At 51.4% G+C, this 18,331-nt stretch carries 16 protein-coding genes; 10 read left to right on the top strand and 6 right to left on the bottom strand.

What is annotated here, in order from left to right; all coding sequences use genetic code 11:
• The first annotated feature begins 603 nt into the window (after positions 1 to 603).
• The 4 genes from KDW_RS21525 (at position 604) to KDW_RS34150 (ending at position 4,984) form a co-directional block, all read left to right on the top strand.
• Positions 604 to 789 carry a hypothetical protein gene (locus tag KDW_RS21525; protein ID WP_151758008.1) on the top strand — a complete coding sequence of 62 codons (186 nt, stop codon included), beginning with the start codon at positions 604 to 606 and terminating at the stop codon, positions 787 to 789.
• A 206-nt stretch (positions 790 to 995) separates the two neighbouring features.
• Entirely contained in the window at positions 996 to 1,562 is a 567-nt protein-coding gene (locus tag KDW_RS21520) for a GNAT family N-acetyltransferase (RefSeq protein WP_151758007.1), read from the top strand.
• 597 nt (positions 1,563 to 2,159) lie between these two features.
• Entirely contained in the window at positions 2,160 to 4,745 is a 2,586-nt protein-coding gene (locus KDW_RS21515) for an ATP-binding protein (protein ID WP_151758006.1), read from the top strand.
• 53 nt (positions 4,746 to 4,798) lie between these two features.
• Entirely contained in the window at positions 4,799 to 4,984 is a 186-nt protein-coding gene (locus tag KDW_RS34150; protein ID WP_233097835.1) for a response regulator transcription factor, read from the top strand.
• A gap of 43 nt (positions 4,985 to 5,027) precedes the next feature.
• Here KDW_RS34150 and KDW_RS21505 read toward each other — a convergent pair whose 3' ends face one another.
• Both KDW_RS21505 and KDW_RS21500 read right to left on the bottom strand, forming a co-directional pair.
• Positions 5,028 to 5,498 (bottom strand): GNAT family N-acetyltransferase, encoded by a 471-nt coding sequence (locus tag KDW_RS21505; RefSeq protein WP_151758004.1) that lies wholly within the window; start codon positions 5,496 to 5,498, stop codon positions 5,028 to 5,030.
• 63 nt (positions 5,499 to 5,561) lie between these two features.
• Positions 5,562 to 5,906, bottom strand: coding sequence for a hypothetical protein (locus KDW_RS21500; RefSeq protein WP_151758003.1), 345 nt, complete (start codon positions 5,904 to 5,906; stop codon positions 5,562 to 5,564).
• A gap of 720 nt (positions 5,907 to 6,626) precedes the next feature.
• On the opposite strand from KDW_RS21500, the gene atpD reads away from it, so the two are divergent.
• The 4 genes from atpD (at position 6,627) to tnpC (ending at position 12,527) form a co-directional block, all read left to right on the top strand.
• Positions 6,627 to 8,042 (top strand): F0F1 ATP synthase subunit beta, encoded by a 1,416-nt coding sequence (gene atpD / locus KDW_RS21495; protein WP_151758002.1) that lies wholly within the window; start codon positions 6,627 to 6,629, stop codon positions 8,040 to 8,042.
• 288 nt (positions 8,043 to 8,330) lie between these two features.
• Positions 8,331 to 9,260, top strand: coding sequence for an ABC transporter ATP-binding protein (locus tag KDW_RS21490; protein ID WP_151758001.1), 930 nt, complete (start codon positions 8,331 to 8,333; stop codon positions 9,258 to 9,260).
• Positions 9,247 to 10,896 carry an efflux permease Rv1217c-related protein gene (locus KDW_RS21485; RefSeq protein ID WP_162005484.1) on the top strand — a complete coding sequence of 550 codons (1,650 nt, stop codon included), beginning with the start codon at positions 9,247 to 9,249 and terminating at the stop codon, positions 10,894 to 10,896. Before KDW_RS21490 ends, KDW_RS21485 begins: the two co-directional genes overlap by 14 nt.
• Positions 10,897 to 11,135: 239 nt before the next feature.
• Complete coding sequence (tnpC, locus tag KDW_RS21480) at positions 11,136 to 12,527, top strand: IS66 family transposase (RefSeq protein WP_233097834.1); 1,392 nt, start codon at positions 11,136 to 11,138, stop codon at positions 12,525 to 12,527.
• 111 nt (positions 12,528 to 12,638) lie between these two features.
• On the opposite strand, the gene KDW_RS21475 is transcribed toward tnpC, so the two are convergent.
• A complete protein-coding gene (locus tag KDW_RS21475) occupies positions 12,639 to 13,445 on the bottom strand; it encodes an AAC(3) family N-acetyltransferase (protein WP_151757999.1) in 807 nt (268 codons plus the stop codon).
• 181 nt (positions 13,446 to 13,626) lie between these two features.
• Between KDW_RS21475 and KDW_RS21470 the strand changes: the two genes are divergently transcribed.
• Together KDW_RS21470 and KDW_RS21465 are read left to right on the top strand one after the other, a co-directional pair.
• The gene (locus KDW_RS21470; protein WP_162005483.1) at positions 13,627 to 14,517 is read left to right on the top strand and encodes a TrmB family transcriptional regulator; all 891 of its coding nucleotides are present in this window, start codon (positions 13,627 to 13,629) and stop codon (positions 14,515 to 14,517) included.
• A gap of 5 nt (positions 14,518 to 14,522) precedes the next feature.
• Positions 14,523 to 15,797, top strand: coding sequence for an adenylosuccinate synthase (locus KDW_RS21465; RefSeq protein ID WP_151757997.1), 1,275 nt, complete (start codon positions 14,523 to 14,525; stop codon positions 15,795 to 15,797).
• A gap of 86 nt (positions 15,798 to 15,883) precedes the next feature.
• Here the strand turns inward: KDW_RS21465 and KDW_RS21460 are convergent, their stop codons facing one another.
• From KDW_RS21460 to KDW_RS21450, 3 genes are all read right to left on the bottom strand, one after another.
• Entirely contained in the window at positions 15,884 to 16,228 is a 345-nt protein-coding gene (locus KDW_RS21460; RefSeq protein ID WP_151757996.1) for a hypothetical protein, read from the bottom strand.
• A 319-nt stretch (positions 16,229 to 16,547) separates the two neighbouring features.
• The gene (locus KDW_RS21455; RefSeq protein WP_151757995.1) at positions 16,548 to 17,126 is read right to left on the bottom strand and encodes an NUDIX domain-containing protein; all 579 of its coding nucleotides are present in this window, start codon (positions 17,124 to 17,126) and stop codon (positions 16,548 to 16,550) included.
• Positions 17,127 to 17,294: 168 nt separating this feature from the next.
• Positions 17,295 to 17,852 (bottom strand): ferredoxin reductase domain-containing protein, encoded by a 558-nt coding sequence (locus KDW_RS21450; RefSeq protein ID WP_151757994.1) that lies wholly within the window; start codon positions 17,850 to 17,852, stop codon positions 17,295 to 17,297.
• Positions 17,853 to 18,331: the final 479 nt, after the last annotated feature.

Genomic DNA, 18,331 nt, shown 5'->3' with positions numbered 1-18,331 from the left:
ATAAACTGATTGCTATCATGACGTTATAGAAATACAAATATGGAATTTTAGCTCAAATAGAACAGCAGGCACAGACAAAAGTCATGTGCCTGCTGTTCTATTTGAGGCTCATATCCATCGGGATGGGATAGTAGTACCAGACACACTCTATGAGTCATCCCGAACTTTTGAAAAAGTTCCCAAAACCGGGGGTGCAGGGTCCTCCCTGCCGGGGTGCGGGGACACCCCGCACCCCGGCAGGGAGGACCCTGCACCCCCGGTTTTGGGAGCGCGAAACCCGTTTTTCGGCTTTTTCACATTAAGATTTTATAAAGAAAATACGATAGTAGTGCTAAATGGTGAAGATGGGCATCACTAATACCCCAAACCAGCACTGCATATACGTAGGTTAGAAGCAGAGGTACGAAATTTGGTAAGCAAAATAGTACTTACTGGATATCTTGCTGCCAAAAATTGAGGATTACAAAAAAGCACTATACATTCACCAGTAATAGCGATGGAGGGATTCTTATCGCTGATGTGGTTATAAAAATATCACCTCGCGGAAGCGCATATGGAAAAATCTATATTGTGGCGAGGCAACCAACTCAAAGGGAGTAAGTCATGAATCTAGAGCGCATTAAATACCAGACATGTCCCTACGATCAGGAAGAAGGCATTCTAGTTACGGACCTTGAAGAGGTGATACCAGAGACTGATGACCGAGGTAATTTGCAATATTATTGCCCTTCTTGCCTGAATACATTCACTTACTGTGACTGCGACACCAGTGATCGTCGTCGCCGCTAAATCATCCAGTTTAAACTGGAGCATTGATTGCCGGAAAACATCTTAGAGCGGATGTCTCCGGCAACAATTATTTTTGGCTTTGAAAAGTACAATAGATAAATATATAATAAGAAGATGTATACTACAAATTCTATCACATAAAAATTTCATATTGCGTTAGATACATATAATTCAGTGTTAGAAGAAAGAGGGGCTTTATCAGTACAATGAATAGTCAAAATTCTCCCCATTTTAATCCACCAATACAACAGACAGTACTCCGCTATCCAGATAATCAGCACTACCAGCTGCGCTCCGCTGATGCCAGCTTTCCCAGCACCGATACTACTAAGCAGGATCTCGTGGCTGCCTGCAATGAGCCTTTTCTCTATGACAGGATCTTCCGAGAGCGCTTACAGGGCAAGCCCTATGATCGGGATCGGGCCGAATATTTTCTGTCCTGGGCACGCGAAGGATGGCGCAACAATGCCTGGTTCGTCTTTGCCGTTCTGAGCCCAGAGGGGAAGATAGTGGCGACGATCGATATCAAAACCGATCAACTTGAGGGCGCTGAGATAGGTTACTGGTGCAGCGAAAAGAGTACAGGGATCATGACCAACACTGTACTGGCACTCTGTAACATCGCCAGAGAAGCTGGTTTCCGTCATCTCTATGCCAGAATCGCTCCCGACAACGCCAGATCGATCGGCGTCGTCAGTCGCTGCAACTTTAGTCCCGCTGGCCTGGAGACAAGAAATGGAGTTCAACACTTACGCTTTAATAAGAGTTTATAATGCAATTTGCTAAATTTGCCTGATTTTTCCTACAAATTACCTTGACGAAAGACATTAGTATATGCTAATATCTTATCAGGCCAGTCGGATATTAGCAGACCCTAATATTCAAGGTGAATGTATCGCTATGGATGGCAACTGCATATTTTCTAGAGCTGCTATCTGATTGCATATCAAGAGTATTCGAAGGAGATAAGGGCGATGAAGCAAGTACGAAATGCCCAGGCATGCGCTCTTTGTAACACACAACTAAAATGGTGGAATACCCAATCTTGTATAGATTGTGGCAAAACGATTTGTAGCCACCACGCCTGCACATTGAAGCGCGCCCACAGCTCGGTTTTACGTTCCTATTGTGTGCAGTGCTCTAATCACCATAACAAATTTGCAGCAATAGCAGAAAAACAGGCCAGGCTACTACATATATAGATTATGCAGAATTTCCCACATCCATCAATCCACAAGACCACCCATTAAGCTATTCCGGGTGGTTTTTCTTTTTGGGCATTTAGCAAACTTTCTGTTAAAATAGAAAGAAAAGAGCTCATAAGAGTGTTGTTACGACACAGCACAATCAACACTTGCAAGGATGATGCGATGGGGCAAAATGATAAGCTATCCCTGAAAATACGACAACGACTGCCTGCACAGCTGAACCGCACGATTGGACGCACGCAAGAAATCGCGGCGGCCACGGATTTCCTGCTCCATAAACACGTGCGTCTGTTAACGCTGACGGGACCGGGTGGGGTTGGCAAAACCCGGCTGGCCCTCGAAGTAGCATATCAACTACGCCAGGCTTTTCGCGAAGAGATAGTCTTTGTACAGCTGGCACCTTTAAGCGAACACACATTTGTTCTCCCCATGCTGGCTCAAATGCTAGGTATCGAAGAAACTGGACCTTACTCCCTGGAAGAACGCTTGCAGGATTTCCTCCAGGACAAACACATGCTGCTTATCCTGGATAATTTTGAGCACGTGCTGGCTGCGAATATCGCCATTGCAGAAATACTGGTGGTAGCGCCTGAACTACGTATCCTGGTAACCAGCCGCGAAGCACTGCATATCTATGGCGAACAGATACTCGAAGTTCAACCACTCACCCTGCCTGATCCACTTCAATCCTCAACAGTATTTCTGGACGCACCATCGGATGCCATCAAACTCTTTGTAGAGCGAGCCCGGGCCGTCAAGCCAGGCTTTTCACTACATATGGAGAATATTGAGGCCGTCAGCACTATCTGCACGCAGTTAGATGGCTTACCTCTAGCGATTGAGCTAGCAGCAGCTCGCAGTAGACTCCTGACGCCCCAGGAATTACTGGAGCGCTTGCAATCCCGCTTGCGGACCCTGGTTGGTGGAGCACGCAACCTGCCGTCACGCCAACAAACGCTGCGCAATACATTGGACTGGAGCTATAATCTGCTCAGCAAGCCAGAAAAACAGTTTTTCCGCCAGCTTGGTATTCTCACCGGCAGCTGGAACCTGGACGCAGCAACCGCTATCGGCCTGATCGATACTGCCAGTCAGGACGAGGCATTTAGTCTGCTCTCTTCCCTGGTAGATAAAAGTCTGGTACGCGTGGTGGATGATACTGGGGCCGAGACACGCTTCCTGCTCTTAGAGACGATTCGTGAATATTCCCTGGAATGCCTGACGGAGCATGGTGAGCTTCTGGCCGCCCAGAGACGCCATGCACTGTACTTTACCGGGATCGCGGAACAGAGCGAAACACATTTATATAGCAGTGAGCAGCAACACTGGCTGGCGCGCCTCGACCTGGAAGCCGCGAATCTCTGGATTGCGATGCGCTGGGTTATCAAGCAACGTGAGATACACACAGGACAACGCCTCGCCAGTAGCCTGGGCCGTTTCTTACAGTTACGTAGCTCCTTAAGCGATGGCCATAACTGGCTCGAAGAAATCATCGCGATTTCACAGGATAGTCAGCCCGGCCAGTTACTGGCGCGCGTCTATTACAGCGCCGGGACTATGGCGCACTTACACGGCAATCTAGATCTGGCCCGCTCCCGCCTTGAAACCAGTAACCAGATGGCTGATCAAACCCATGATAAACGAACGCAGGCCCTCTCCCAGGGAGCACTGGCACTGCTGGCATCGCATCAGGGACACTATGAAACCGCACGTGCACTGGCCGAAGGTAGCCTGGAGACTCTCCAGGGTTCGCAGGATCGCTGGTGTCGCGGCATCCTCTATAGTATCTGTGGAAATATTGCCAATCAACAATGTGATTTTGTCGCCGCCCAGGTACGCTATAAATTGAGCCTGCACCTGCTACGCCAGGCTGGCGATGTACGCAGCCAGGCTGATGTCATGGTCAATATAGGCCATACCATGCAGCAGCGCAGTAAATTTGTTACTGCCCACTTCCTCTACCAGAAAGCTCTGCTCCGCTATCAACAGATCGAGGACCGCTGGGGTGAGGTGCTATGCCTGAATAACATTGGCCATACGCTATACCTGCAAGCCGACTATGCATCAGCCCACAAAGCCTTAATGGAGGGCATGGAACTGGCCACCAGTCTGGGTAGCAAACGTGAACGAGCTAACGCACTGCTGGGGCTCGGTCGCGTCGCACTGAGTCGTGGCGAAACCGAACAGGCGCTGAGATCTATAAAGGAAAGTTTAAGGCTGGCACGCGAAATCAGCTATCAGGCAGGCATAGCCCTCGCCCTCTGCTATCTCGGCGACCTGGCCCGCCTGCGTGAAAAATATGCCGAGGCCAAAGCATACTACACCCAAAGCCTTAGCCTGATGTCTACCATGGGTCATCAGCTCGCTAAAGTCTCGCTCTTTTATGGGCTGGGCTGTATCGCGCTGGCCGAGCAGGACTATGAGCAGACCGGTGTAGAGATGCGCAAAGCCATTCAACTGGCCTCACAACTCAACGATGCCCTCGGCATGGCCATCGCCCTCGAAGGCTTCTCCCTGCTCTGCGGGCGACTGGATCTCCCTGAGCGAGCCGTACAATTTCTAGGTACGGCCGCCAACCTACGTGAGAATGTATCCGCCCCGGTAGAACAGGTCTATCAGGCCACCTATCAAAAACGCATAGAAAGCTATAAGAAAAACATTGGCGAGACAGCCTTCGCTGAAAACTGGAGCGTTGGACACAATATGAGTCTCCCCCAGACCCTGGGCATGATTGCCAACCTCCCTTAAAGAAGCAGCCACAGAGCCAGCCGGAGAAAACAGCCGGGAGTTATCCAGCCGGCTTGACAGCACGTGAAGTCGACGTGTTACGTCTGGTAGCCGATGGCCTGACCGATGTAAATATCGCCCACAGACTGGTACTGAGTCCACGTACCGTCAACACCCACCTGCGTTCCATCTATGCCAAATTAGGCGTCTCCTCACGCAGCGCCGCCACCCGCTTCGCACTAGAAAATCACCTCGTCTAACCGGACCATCCAGCGCACACATAGAAATTTCTCCACAACGAAACTAGAGCTCACGCACATACCATTCGGAAGCAATGGTGTAGCCATGCTGGCGCAACATAGCACGCTTGGGCTCATCCAGATGACCGCAGACGACCACATTCTGGGCTGCCCCACGCGCTTTAGCCAGCCTGATAACTTCGTCCAGCAACTCCTGCCCCACCGTCTCCCATAGATTGGCGGAAGCAGTACAGTAGTCGTCTACCCGACAGGTTGGTCCACCAGGATTATAGACAGGTGGCGCTGGCACAAAATCAGCAATGATAAAGCCATCAATCTGGCCTGCGCTCTCATGCACCAGAAAGATCACATCCTCACGTGTCAACAAACTGGTCAAAAACGGAATGTGTTTCTCGCGTGAATCATCTGCCTTACGCCAGAATATGGGCTGGTACTCCTGATACTGCAACCGACGCCGCTCGGCTAAATCGACAATTTCCGGAATATCGCTACTCTTAACTTTCCTTAACGACATAAACGTTTCTGGCCTTTCTAGTTAATTTTACCTATAAGTATATGTTATAGCCGGAAATTTTGTCTATATCACCCACATTGTACCGGCAGCGCTGCTCGCTGCGGCCTGTCGGTACAATGTGGGCATGTCCCTGGGGGCCAATACTTTTCGTTTAGCGCTACGTTGAGAGATGGTTCGACGTGACCAGCAAGCAAGGTGTACGTGGAGAGGGCGCCACACGCGGAGGCCGCACTGCTGCATTTGCGCAGGCCAGCATGCTCGAACGACGCGCAGTGCTGTGGCGCCTACAGGGATCGTGGGTGCTGTGGCCGTGGCCTGCTCGCGCAGCAACGTGGTGGGAGATCGCGTGGATCCTTCTCCAAGAGGATCACGAAACACGATCCGTCTCGGTGTAGGCGCCACAGGCATGCGATGCTCTTTGAGCACCTCGCTCCACAAGAACGCCGCATGCCGGCCTCCGCGTGTGGCGCCCTCTCCACGTATGATTCGCTGCTTTTCTCCACAATATTTTTTATGGTCACAAAATGCTTAACCGAAAAGTATTGTCCCTGGGGGCGAGGACCCCTTCTTCTCTTCGTGTTGCCTGCTTGGACGTGCACTGATCGCAGCGACCAGCGCTAATACGTTTCACGTAAGCCTTTTTCTGGACGAGATTGACGAAAGCATCTAAGCCGATCAGAGGCCCAGTGACTTCAAAGGATCAAGAAAAGCGAACAGGTAGGTTCGACCCTTTGGGTCGATTCGTGCCTGCATGATATCCTTGCTTGACCATGAGCAAGCCTCTTCACGCCTTGCTTCACCGCTTTTTCACTTGCGTGATCCTGCGGAGGTGAGGGTATCGTGGAGGCAACCGAATCGACCCAAAGGGTCGAACCTACACGTTTTACCTCTATTGATCCTTTGAGAAGGTGTTCCTTCACCGCCATGCTATCATTTCAGCCATTCAATCCTTAAGTGAAACGTATTAGCGCTGGTCGCTGCCGGTACGTTAAATTGCCTACCCCATTTTGTGAAACGGAAAAAGAGTTAATTACAAATCTACGTAATATGAGTCAGGTCCCGCCTCCTTTTCTTTTGTACAGTAGGGGCAGAAGAAAAAAAGTAAAAAAAGCCCGGAGGAGGCATAATATGACAACGACTTCGTTAGCTACAGGAAAAATTGTCCAGATCTTAGGCGCTGTGGTTGATGTAGAGTTTCCAGCGGACCAACTTCCGAGGATATATGATGAGCTACGTATGAATGAGCCTGATCTGGAGCAGGCGCTGGCCTTTGAGGTGGAACAGCATATGGGTAATAACTGGGTGCGCTGTATCGCGCTGGGTGCCACCGATGGCCTGCAGCGCGGGGCGGAAGTGATCAATCGCGGCCACCCTATCTCGGTACCGGTTGGTCCACTGACACAGGGCCGCATCTTCAATGTGCTCGGTCAGGTGATCGATAATAAAGAAGCCATTCCCGATGCCCCCCTCTGGCCAATCCATCGCCAGGCTCCAGCACTAGAAGATCAGACGGTACAGGCTGAGATGCTGGAGACCGGGATCAAGATTATTGATCTGATCAGTCCGTTTGTGAAAGGTGGCAAAATTGGTGCGTTTGGTGGGGCGGGCGTCGGCAAAACTATTATCATCCAGGAACTGATTAATAATATTGCTCGTCAGCACAATGGCAATAGTGTGTTTGTCGGCGTCGGTGAGCGCACACGTGAGGGCAATGATCTATATCATGAGATGATTGAGCGTGGCGTAATTGATCGCGTCTCGATGGTCTTTGGGCAGATGAATGAACCTCCTGGATCACGACTACGGGTCGCCCTGACCGGCTTGACGATGGCCGAATACTTCCGCGATGAAGAGCACAAAGATGTCCTGATTTTTATCGACAACATTTTCCGCTTCTCACAGGCCGGGGCCGAAGTTTCAGCCTTACTCGGACGGATGCCATCAGCGGTCGGCTATCAGCCTAATCTGGCCGAGGAAATGGGTGAGTTGCAGGAGCGGATTACCAGTACCAGTAATGGTTCTATCACCTCCCTGCAGGCCGTCTTTGTCCCGGCCGACGACTATACTGATCCTGCACCAGTTACTACCTTTGCCCATCTGGATGCCACGGTTGCCCTGGAACGCACAATATTTGAGCAGGGACTCTATCCCGCCATGGATCCGCTGACATCGACCAGTCGCATCATGGATCCGAATATTATCGGCGAAGAACATTACAAGATAACTCGTGGCGTCCAGCAGTTGCTCCAGCGCTATCGCGAACTGCAGGACATCATCAGCATCATGGGCATCGAAGAGCTATCCGATGAGGACAAACTTATCGTCACCCGGGCGCGCAAGATGCAGCGTTTCCTGACGCAACCATTCAGCACGGCCCAGGTCTTCACCGGACTCGAAGGACGCTATGTACCACTAACCGAGACCTTGCGGGGTGTCAGAGAAATTCTGGCCGGTCAGCACGATAGTATTCCCGAGGATATGTTCTACATGGCCGGCGGCATCGACGAGGTCGTGCAACGCTATCAAGCAACTCAGCATGCTTGATCTGTGCAGACACTGGCTCTATAGCAAGAGAGTGTCCCTTTTTGCCAAATGTCAAAAGGGACACTCTCTTTTTATAAAAAATACATCTGCTGCATGGCTTTCCATTGACAAAAACGTATCCATAACCTATACTATTTTTATAAATAAACCGATACTCTGTTTATAAAAATGGTGGGAAACGAGAGCACGCCTTATCCATGCATTGCTTTCCCACGCATTCACGTTTTGTCTTGAATAGTGAACTTATTATTTATAAAAAGAGGTTTTAAGACCCCAGAGGAAAATGATATGACGGAGATGATCGAAGTAAACAGCCTGACCAAGCGCTACGGCAACAAGCGCGGCATTAACGATGTATCGTTTCAGGTGGCAGAGGGCGAGGTCTTTGGCTTTCTCGGTCCCAATGGTGCGGGTAAATCAACAACGATTCGTCTGCTTATGGCGCTGCTACGTGCCAACTCGGGTACGGCAAGCATTGCCGGACTGGATGTCTGGCAGCAATCCGTAGAGATCAAGCGGCTGGTTGGCTACCTACCGGGCGAGCTCGCATTGGATCCCAGATTGACTGGTGGACAGATCCTGGAGTATTTTGGACATCTGCGCGGCGGCGTCGATCAAGCCTATCTCAAACAATTGATCGCCCGTCTAAACTTTGATCCCAGTCGCAAATCGCGTCAGTATTCCAGTGGCAACAAACGCAAGCTCGGTATCATTCAAGCTTTTATGCATCGTCCACGCCTGTTGATCCTGGATGAGCCAACCAGCGGACTGGATCCATTGCATCAGCAGGAATTTGACCGCATGCTTGAAGAGGTGCGTAACGCTGGCTGCACGGTCTTTCTCTCTTCCCATATCCTGACTGAAGTGGAGCAAACCTGCAATCGCGTCGCGATCATCCGCGAAGGCCAGATCGTCCGCGTGGGGCTGATCGAGGACCTCAAGGATATCAAACGCCACGAGATCACGATTATCTTTGCCGAGCCGGTATCCAGCGAAGCCTTCAAGGGACTGACAGGAGTGGAGAAAGTGGATACACTGGCCGATGGACACACGTTGCACCTATCAGTGCAAGGTCCAGCCGATGCGGTCGTCAAAGCAGCTGCTCAGTATTCCGTTGTTTCCTTGAACAGTCACGAACCCAGCCTGGAAGATATCTTCATGCACTATTATGAAAACGACGGCCAGCCTGTCAAGGAGGCTTCTCATGTGGTTCACTAGCGTCTATCTCAAAACCCTGCGCGAGGCCCGCATCGCCATTCTGGGTTGGGGCCTGGGTATGGGTCTGCTCCTGTATGCTGTGTTGTCGGCCTATCCCGCGCTGGTAGAAACTCCACAGGCACGCGCCTCCCTCGTCAGCCTATCCAGTTCCTTCGCCTGGCTTGCCGAGCCGGTTGCGGTAGATACGCCCGGAGGATACGCCACCTTTAAATATGGCTTTACCATCTTAATTGTGGCCCTCTGGCCACTCCTGGCGTGTAGCCGTCTGCTCCGTGGTGAAGAGGAACGTGGCACCCTGGATGTCTTGCTATCCCTGCCCCGTGGACGCCGACGCGTCGCATTGGAGAAACTGGCCGCTGTCTGGACGGCACTCGCTGGCATGGGCCTGATCATTGGACTCCTGACATTTGCTGGCGGCAATCATGTCAATGCCGACTTTGGTCTGGGCGATTCCCTGCTCTTTGGACTGAACATAGTACTCGTCTGCGGCGTCTTCGGCTCTCTCGCCTTGCTGATCTCTCAGTTCACCCAGGAACGCAGTACGGCGGCTGGCCTGACCGGCGGCTTATTGCTGGTCTTCATCATCATAGACATGGTCCATCGGATCATTCCCGATACCGATTGGTTCAGTCGCCTTTCGCCCATCTATTACTACAATCTCAGCAAAGCCATCATCCCTAAATATGGCGTCCATCCTGGCGCACTCCTCGTGTTACTGGCCCTGAACATTCTACTAAGCGGGGTCGCGCTCGTCTTATTCGAACGGCGTGATATCGGCGGGACCGTCGCCATACCGCGCTGGCTACGCCCCCCTGAACGAGCCAGCCAGCCAGCATATGCCCTACCAGTCAATGCCTGGTCACTGCGCTCAATCTATACCCGTAGTCTGGGCATGATCATTGCGCCCGCCTGCTGGTGGACACTGGGTATCGCTGGATTTGCCGCCTGGATGGTAGTGGTGGTCCAACAAACTGAGGAGAAGATGGCCACCCTTTACACCAGTTCACCCTTGCTCAAAGGCTTTCTGACAAAAGTTGGCGGCGGCGATATTAACACCAACGCAACCATTCTCAGCGCCCTCTTCATCCTGTTGCCCTTGCTCATGATGGCCTTTGCCGTGACGCAGGCCAGTCGCTGGTCCGCAGATGAAGAAGATGGACTGCAGGAACTGGTGCTGGCCACACCACAATCACGCCTGACCGTCTTGCTGGCACGCTTTGGCGCGCTCACCACCGCCGTAGTAATTATGAGTCTGCTCACGCTAGCAGCCACCGTGCTGGCTTCGACAGCCACCGGACTCAAACTTGACGTTGGCAATCTGGCGGCCGCCACGCTTTCGATTATTCCACTGGGACTGCTCATGGCGGCGTTCGGCTACCTGTTCTCTGGCTGGTTGAGTACCGCGCTGGACACTGGCATCTTAAGTTTCTTACTCGTCATCTGGTTTTTTATCAGCTTTGTCGGGCCAGAGCTAAACATGTCGGATAGTACGCTACGGCTCTCCGCGCTCTATTACTATGGTACACCACTACTGCACGGACTGCCGCTCTGGAATACCCTCGGTGTGCTCGCCGTAGCCATCGTAGCACTGATCCTGGCGTCCGCACGCTTTGTACGCAAGGATATTGGCCGATAAAAACCGTCGTAGGTTTGGCTCTTGCGGCCAATTGGTTACATCATGATATCCTCGCCCCGAAGGAGATCGCCTTGCTTTACGTGATCTCCTCTGGAGGGATGGTTGCGTGGAGCAAGGTTAATAATCGACCTCAAGGGTCGAACCTACGTTTTCGCTTTTATTGGTCATTTGAAGTAATGATTCGTTGTAACTACTCAGAACCCCTTTTCCACAAAGGGAAAAGCTGATAAAATGTGAACATGAGAGAAGAAGACGTTAGGGAGCTACAAAGCGCATTTCGCGAGTTGAAAATCGCATACAGCGAACTGCAAGAGAAGGTGAAACAGCAAGATCAGCACATCGAGGAACTGCGAGGGCAGTTGCTCAAAGAGCGTCTGCGCAATCTGGAACTGGAAAAACGGTTGGCCAAAGACAGCCGCAATAGTAGTAAACCTCCTTCCAGCGATGGGTACAAGCGCCAGCAAAAACGGCGAGAGAAAAGCCAGAAAAAGAGTGGAGGGCAAAAGGGTCACAGCGGTCATCAATTGGCTCAGGTGGAAACGCCAGATGAGGTGATTGAGCACCGAGCCAGAGACTGCCAGCACTGTCAGCACCCCTTATCGCAGACAGTAGGGGTGCTGAAGGAACGTCGTCAAGTGCATGAGTTGCCACCCCTGCGTTTGCAGGTGAGGGAACATCAGCAGATCGAGCAGATCTGTCCCAGATGTGGTGGGCGATCCTGCGGGAACTTTCCCCCAGGAGTGGATGCAGCAGCCCAGTATGGTCCCAATGTGCGAGGGTTGGCCGTCTATCTTTCCCAATTCCAGCTCTTGCCTCTCGAAAGGATCACCGAACTCTTTGCTGATCTGCATTTAGGCACCGTGAGTGAAGGGAGCATCGTCAATTGGGTGCGTGAGGCAGCCAAGAACTTGTCCTTGACGCAGCAAGCCCTTGAACGACTCGTGCTGCAGAGCCGACTGGCCCATGTGGACGAGACGGGTGGTCGTATTGAGGGGATCTTGCATTGGTTTCACGTTGTGAGCACACGTGCTCTTACGATCTACCACTGGCATCGCAAGCGAGGGCATGAGGCCATGAATGAGATGGGACTGCTGCCTCTTTACACGGGTCGGCTCGTGCACGATCGCTGGAAAAGCTATGATCAGTATCGCTGTGAGCATAGCCTGTGTGGAGCCCATCTGTTGCGTGATTGCTTGTTTGTTGCAGAAGAAGAAAAACAACCATGGGCGCAAGAGATGTACATTGTCTTGCTTGAACTAAGTGAGGCGACCAAGCAGGCGCGCGCCTGTGGTCAAAAGACCCTTGATCCAGCGATCCGCACACGCTGGTTGGCTGCGTATTTTGAGGTGATTGGGCGTGGCTATCGTGCCTGGGATGAGGCGCACCCGCCACCGGAGCCCACCGCCGCCCGCAAACGGGGTCGTCCCAAACAAGATCCTGGCAAAAATCTCCTTGATGCCTTCCTCCACCGCGCCGATCAAGTGCTCGCTTTTGTGGATGACTTGACCGTGCCCTTTACCAACAATCTAGCGGAGCGCGACTTACGCATGATCAAGGTGCAGCAAAAGATTTCCGGACCTTTCGCAGCGATGCGGGTGCCACTGCCTTCTGTACCATTCGCAGTTATTTGAGCACCATGCGTAAGCAAGGGCATTCCATGCTCGACGCCCTTGCTGCTGTCTTTCAAGGTTCCCCGCTTCCCATTGCTTGGGAAGCTGGGTCCTGAGCAGTTACGATTCGTTTTAAAGTCGGTGGCGGCGCAACCATTCGGTGGCGAAATCAACGCCAGCCCGTTGTGGTAAGAGGCGCGCATCGGCCTGTCCAACTTTATTGATCAAGACCTGACCGGTGTGCTCAAATTCTTCTCCAATGGCGGGAAAAATGTCAGCGTCAAGCTCGATGTCCTTGAAGCGTTTCCAGATACGCGTGCCATTTTCGATGATTGGTGCCCCTAACTGTACTTCTTGGGCCCCGGGGGCACGATACTCGGCCAGGTGAAAGGTGGTATTGCTGTCATACCCGACACCCAGGAGGAGCGCATAGCCGTCAAGATCATACATACGCGCCAGCGGCGACTGCTCGCCAAGTCCATTTTCGAGTGCATGGTTGGCAATGATTTGTTCTGCATGCTTCCCCCACGCCGCAAAAGAGACCTGTGGATGATTGCTACGCACAACACCCGGATGCGTCCGGAAAGCTTCAACTACGGCACCCATCTTATGTGATGGTGTGACTTCAGGACGGAAGGCTGGCATGGCTTCATAAATTACATCCCACCAGGGTTGCGGAACGGGCGGATGCTGCCAGTTCGCTGGATCTGAATAATTGCCGGTCTGCGTTGGCATGACCAGCGTACCGGACGCGGTTACGACATCCATCAAAGCTTCAACCACGGCAACTGGACTTCCACAGACCCAGCCCAGAGAACGTAATGAGGTATGCACAAGCACGGTCATGCCCGCTTTTAATCCCAGTCGGCGCAGATCCGCTGCCAGACTCTCACGCGTACATAATGTAGAAGTTTCCTGTATGACTTGTTCTTCAGACATAAACGCTTCCTTTTCTGCTAATAACGTCATCAGCCTAACATGCTTTCTACCCAAAATCAAGCCAGAAGGTCACGTACTATAGACTGCCTACCCTTGACAAATGACAGCCTGATCCTTATAGTTATTATTGGTAGTAGCAAATACTACTACTATCGTAGAATCGAGAAAGGAGGCCAGGCGCGTGAGTATCGCGACCATTGAGGAGCTGAAACATCTGGGATTTACCGGAGCGGAAGCACAAATTTATATCTTCATGCTCCAGCATCCGCACTCTACGGGCTATGAGATCAGCAAGGGCACGGGCCTGCCACGGGCCAACACGTATCAGGCGCTTGAAACTATGACTACCAAGGAACGTGTTACTGCTGTGAGCGCCGATCCGGTGCGCTATGCTCCTGTCCCTCCTGCTCGCTTGCTACGGCGCATTCAGGAGGAGACAATACAGCGCTGTCAGGATGTAGAGCAGCAACTTGCTGCGCTTGAGCGTCCTGACGGGGTAGGACACTTCTGGGAACTCAATGACTATCAACGCATTGAGGCACGTTTGCGTGAGTTGATTACCATGGCGCAACATCGTATCGCAGCCAGCCTGTGGGCCGAAGATCTTGAACGCTTCGCCGATGTGTTACGGGCGGCACGTGAGCGCGGTTGCACCGTCATTTTAAATCTCTTTGGTGAAGCCAGTGCTGATTATGCCAGGATCTATCAGCACGAGGGACCCGAAAAAGTCGTGGGCGGCCATGTGATTGCGCTGGCGATCGACTTTGAAGAGGCCCTGGTCGCGTCCCTGGATGCACCTGCGACGGGCGTAATCACCCAGAATCGAACAATGGTACGTGTGGTAGAAAAGTTTATTCGGGACGAGGCGTATCTGGCTGCGATCTACGAACACCTTTCACCGGAACTTGAGGCCGCCTTTGGTCCGCATCTGGTGAATTTGCGCCGTGGCTTACTGCCCACCGAAGACGCTGAGCAACTGGTCGCGATCACAACTATGGGATCACAACCAATCAGCCTGCCATCGAATCTATATACATCGATGCAAAAAGCATTGCAATTAGGAGAGGAGTAGCCGTTATGGCTGGAACAGTAACCGTAGTTGTAGGCACACAGTGGGGGGATGAGGGTAAAGGCAAACTTGTCGATCTTTTAAGCAAGGAGGCCGATCTCTGCATGCGCTTCCAGGGCGGTGGTAATGCAGGACACACAGTGGTCAATAGCTATGGTGAATTCAAGCTCCACCTGGTACCCTGTGGTATCTTTAATCCCAATTGTATCTGCGTCATGGGAACCGGCACCGTGATTGATCCTCAGGATTTGATTGATGAGATGGCTGGTATTGCCAGACAGGGCGTCTCGGTCGATCATTTATATATCTCTGATCGCGCCCATGTAGTAATGCCTTATCATAAACTCCTCGACAAGGTCGAAGATGAGGCCCGTGGCGCGTATCGGGTAGAGACCACCGGACGCGGTATTGGTCCAGCCTACACCGATAAAGTTGGCCGCATTGGCATCCGTTTCCATGATCTTTTGCACGAAGACATCTTACGCGTCAAGTTAACCGCAGTCGCCAAAAAACATAACGCAATCCTGACGCATGTCTATGGCCAGCAGCCCTTTGATATCGAGAAACTGATCGCCGACGCCCTGGAATGGGGCAAGCAGTTACAGCCACGAATTGTCGATACCATGCCGATTGTACGCAAGGCCCTGCAAGAAAACCAGACGGTCCTGCTCGAAGGTCAGTTGAGCGCCATGAAAGATATCGACTGGGGTTCATATCCTTTTGTCACCAGTTCATCACCGACCGCAGCCGGAGCGTCCGCAGGCGCAGGCATTCCACCTCGCTACATCAATCAGGTTATCGGCGTCGCCAAAGCGTACAGCACCCAGGTCGGCACAGGTCCAATGCCAACGGAACTGCACGATGAGATGGGTAACCATCTGCGCACCCTGGGTGGAGAATTTGGCGCTACGACCGGTCGTCCACGCCGCATCGGCTGGTTCGATGCCGTCGTCACCCGCTATGTCACTGAGATCAACGGCTGCACCGACCTCAATATCACCAAACTGGATGTCCTGGATACCCTGGCCGAGATCCCTGTCTGCACCGGCTACCGCTACAAAGGCGAAGTCATCGAGCACCTGCCCGATCCAGTCATCCACGAGCAATGCGAACCCATCTATGAAGTACTCCCCGGCTGGCAACAATCCACCGAGAAAGCAAAAACGCTGGAGGATCTTCCACTCAACGCCCGCAAATACCTGCACCGCCTGGCCGAACTGGTCAACGTACGTATCCATAGCGTCGGCGTCGGTCCTGATCGTGACCAGACCTTGATGGCATAAATTCATCATTAGCCGATAAGATTAAAGCTCCTTCAATACTGCGAATTGAAGGAGCTTTTCTTTATATATGGACATTCACCACGCCATCAGGGAACCATATTCTGGATATCTGGCTTGTTCAACTGGAAACGCTTCAACAGATACCAGAACATCACAACCGAGACTGCCAGCAAAAACAAACCTGATACAAAGAGCGTCGGATTGAAGGCACTACCGGTCGGACTCACCTGAGCCGTCGTATCGGTAGTAACGACATCGATAGGCACATGTATGAGCGCGCCTGTGTGCTTATGTTGAGCAACTGGAGTAGCCTGCAACTGGTAACCAACCGTTTGCAGGGATACCAGATTATAGTGCGTCTTAGCTGTAGAAGTAGAGAGAGAAATCGGTGTTGTCAGCACCAGTTCATAGGTGAGAGTGCTCAAATTCATGCCCTTTTCTACAATAAATAAAGCAACAAATAGCGTTGATAGACACTCCAAACCACATCCAACCCATAAGCATATAATCGTAAACTGGCACAGGGTTACTATACATATCAAAACAAAGAAAAGCAGAGGCATATACAGGCTATTTTTATAGTGTAGAAGCTTTACTGGTATTATATATTGCTACTCACAAAAGAGTATCATATAACATGCCAGATAGGTAAGAAAGTACTATTGCTGCGCAGCTCATCAATGAAAATGGCAGAGGATAAGCTCCGAGCCGAGGTCGGTTGTGACTCGGAGCTGCGACAAGCATCCAGATTTAATGTTGGGATCGTTGTTGCAGCCACTGGACTGCGATGAGGGTTTTGGCGTCGCGGATCTCGCCCTTTTTGAGGACATCCCAGAGTTCTTCAAAGGAGACCTGGATCAGTTCGATATCTTCGTGTTCACTGGCCAGCCCGCCACCATCGGAGACACGGTCCGCGTCATTGACTTCAGCGTAGAAGAGATAGATGCGTTCCGAGCTTCCACCAGGAGACACATAAAAGGTGGCGATCGGCGTTAAGGCGTGGACCTGATAGCCAACCTCTTCCTGGATTTCACGCCTGACTGCATCCTCGGGCTTTTCATTTTCATCGATCATGCCAGCGACAACTTCATGCAACCAACCTGGCCCTTTTTCCAGGGTAGGATAACGAAACTGATTGGTCATCAAGACCTTTTGTGTATCGGTATTTACCAGCAAAGCAGCCACGGCATCGCCACGCTCAAAGACCAGTCGGCGCACAGAAGCACTCATCTGACCATCAAAACGGCGAAAGCGCAGGTGCGCCTCTTCGATCTTAAAGAAATCATCATAAACAATACGCTTCTGTAGAATTTCTACTTTTTTATCCATTACGATCCATCCTTTGTAGCAGAGTACAACCAATGAGAACCAGTGTATCATGTTCGCACACTGTCTGGTTTTTGAGCCTCACAATGCACACACCAGTTTACAGAGGCGATGGTTACTACGCCAACCATCGCCTCTGTAAGTACAAAGCTACAACAGACACTCCTCGGGTTAATCGACAGAAAAAGCCAGGGCAGGCCCAAAGACTTCATAATGAATATTTTCCATGGTGATGCCTTTCCGAAGTAAGATAGAGATCATAGCCTGCATGAAGGGACGCGGACCACATACATAGACTTCAGCATCTGCGGGAATATGCTGCTGCAGCCACGCTTCGGTGATACGTCCCACATAATCGCAATGTTTTTGCTCAATATCTTCCTCAGTTCCATTTTCATAGAAGATGGTATGGGATATAGCCGGATTCTGCGCTGCGAGTTGTTGTAGCTCTTCAGCAAAGGCATGGAAATGATGATCACGGACGGCATAGACGAGTTGGGCGCTTCGCTCAGGTTGTTGCTTCACCACGGTTTGCAACATACTGAGAAGCGGAGTGAGGCCAATACCACCAGCAATAAAAGCTACAGGATTGGTCCGTGTGGTATCCAGGGTAAACATGCCAGCGGGTGCGCTAATAAGCAAAGTATCACCAATCTGTACATGCTCATGTAAGGATGACGAGACTGTACCAGGCTGGTGCAACTCCCTGCTGGTATCCTCATGCTTCACTGCAATACGATATGTACCATGTCCTGGTGCTGCACAAAGGCTATACTGACGCAGAGATCCATGCCTCCCAATAACCAGATCGCCTGCTTTTTTTTCCTTATACAGCTGAATTACGCGAGCCGTAAAAATTCTCAATCATCGCGACTGTCGTCGGCGGTAACTAAGCCAGATCTTCACGCAACCTTTTAAGCTGACAGGGTTAATGTCCGTCCCGCACCCTCCTGCCGTTCTTTGTGAACGTTTATAATAGCGACACCACATACCTGTCACTCCTACCAATTTAGAATGCCGCCTTTTGACCTATAGTCTGATTTGCTCAAAGTTTCATTATAGTAGACGCTCGCTAACACCCGTCCATCAAAGTATAACTTTTCCTTGCCCCGAGCGCCAATTTGCGTCCATTGAATTCTCTAATGCTCTCTTAAGCCATAACGCTGAATAACTAACCAGAACGCTATTACCCACTTCAAGTGTTGGTG

Origin of the sequence: Dictyobacter vulcani, assembly GCF_008974265.1 — a bacterium.
Lineage (GTDB): Bacteria > Chloroflexota > Ktedonobacteria > Ktedonobacterales > Ktedonobacteraceae > Dictyobacter > Dictyobacter vulcani.
This window is presented reverse-complemented; position numbering and strand designations above follow the sequence as displayed.

What these genes read in the sequence shown, in the direction of transcription:
- KDW_RS21525 (WP_151758008.1), top strand. Translation starts at nt 604, where the DNA reads ATGAATCTAGAGCGCATTAAATACCAGACATGTCCCTACGATCAGGAA.
- KDW_RS21520 (WP_151758007.1), top strand. Translation starts at nt 996, where the DNA reads ATGAATAGTCAAAATTCTCCCCATTTTAATCCACCAATACAACAGACA.
- KDW_RS21515 (WP_151758006.1), top strand. Translation starts at nt 2,160, where the DNA reads ATGGGGCAAAATGATAAGCTATCCCTGAAAATACGACAACGACTGCCT.
- KDW_RS21505 (WP_151758004.1), bottom strand. Translation starts at nt 5,498, where the DNA reads ATGTCGTTAAGGAAAGTTAAGAGTAGCGATATTCCGGAAATTGTCGAT.
- KDW_RS21500 (WP_151758003.1), bottom strand. Translation starts at nt 5,906, where the DNA reads ATGCCTGTGGCGCCTACACCGAGACGGATCGTGTTTCGTGATCCTCTT.
- atpD (WP_151758002.1), top strand. Translation starts at nt 6,627, where the DNA reads ATGACAACGACTTCGTTAGCTACAGGAAAAATTGTCCAGATCTTAGGC.
- KDW_RS21490 (WP_151758001.1), top strand. Translation starts at nt 8,331, where the DNA reads ATGACGGAGATGATCGAAGTAAACAGCCTGACCAAGCGCTACGGCAAC.
- KDW_RS21485 (WP_162005484.1), top strand. Translation starts at nt 9,247, where the DNA reads ATGTGGTTCACTAGCGTCTATCTCAAAACCCTGCGCGAGGCCCGCATC.
- tnpC (WP_233097834.1), top strand. Translation starts at nt 11,136, where the DNA reads ATGAGAGAAGAAGACGTTAGGGAGCTACAAAGCGCATTTCGCGAGTTG.
- KDW_RS21475 (WP_151757999.1), bottom strand. Translation starts at nt 13,445, where the DNA reads ATGTCTGAAGAACAAGTCATACAGGAAACTTCTACATTATGTACGCGT.
- KDW_RS21465 (WP_151757997.1), top strand. Translation starts at nt 14,523, where the DNA reads ATGGCTGGAACAGTAACCGTAGTTGTAGGCACACAGTGGGGGGATGAG.
- KDW_RS21460 (WP_151757996.1), bottom strand. Translation starts at nt 16,228, where the DNA reads ATGAATTTGAGCACTCTCACCTATGAACTGGTGCTGACAACACCGATT.
- KDW_RS21455 (WP_151757995.1), bottom strand. Translation starts at nt 17,126, where the DNA reads ATGGATAAAAAAGTAGAAATTCTACAGAAGCGTATTGTTTATGATGAT.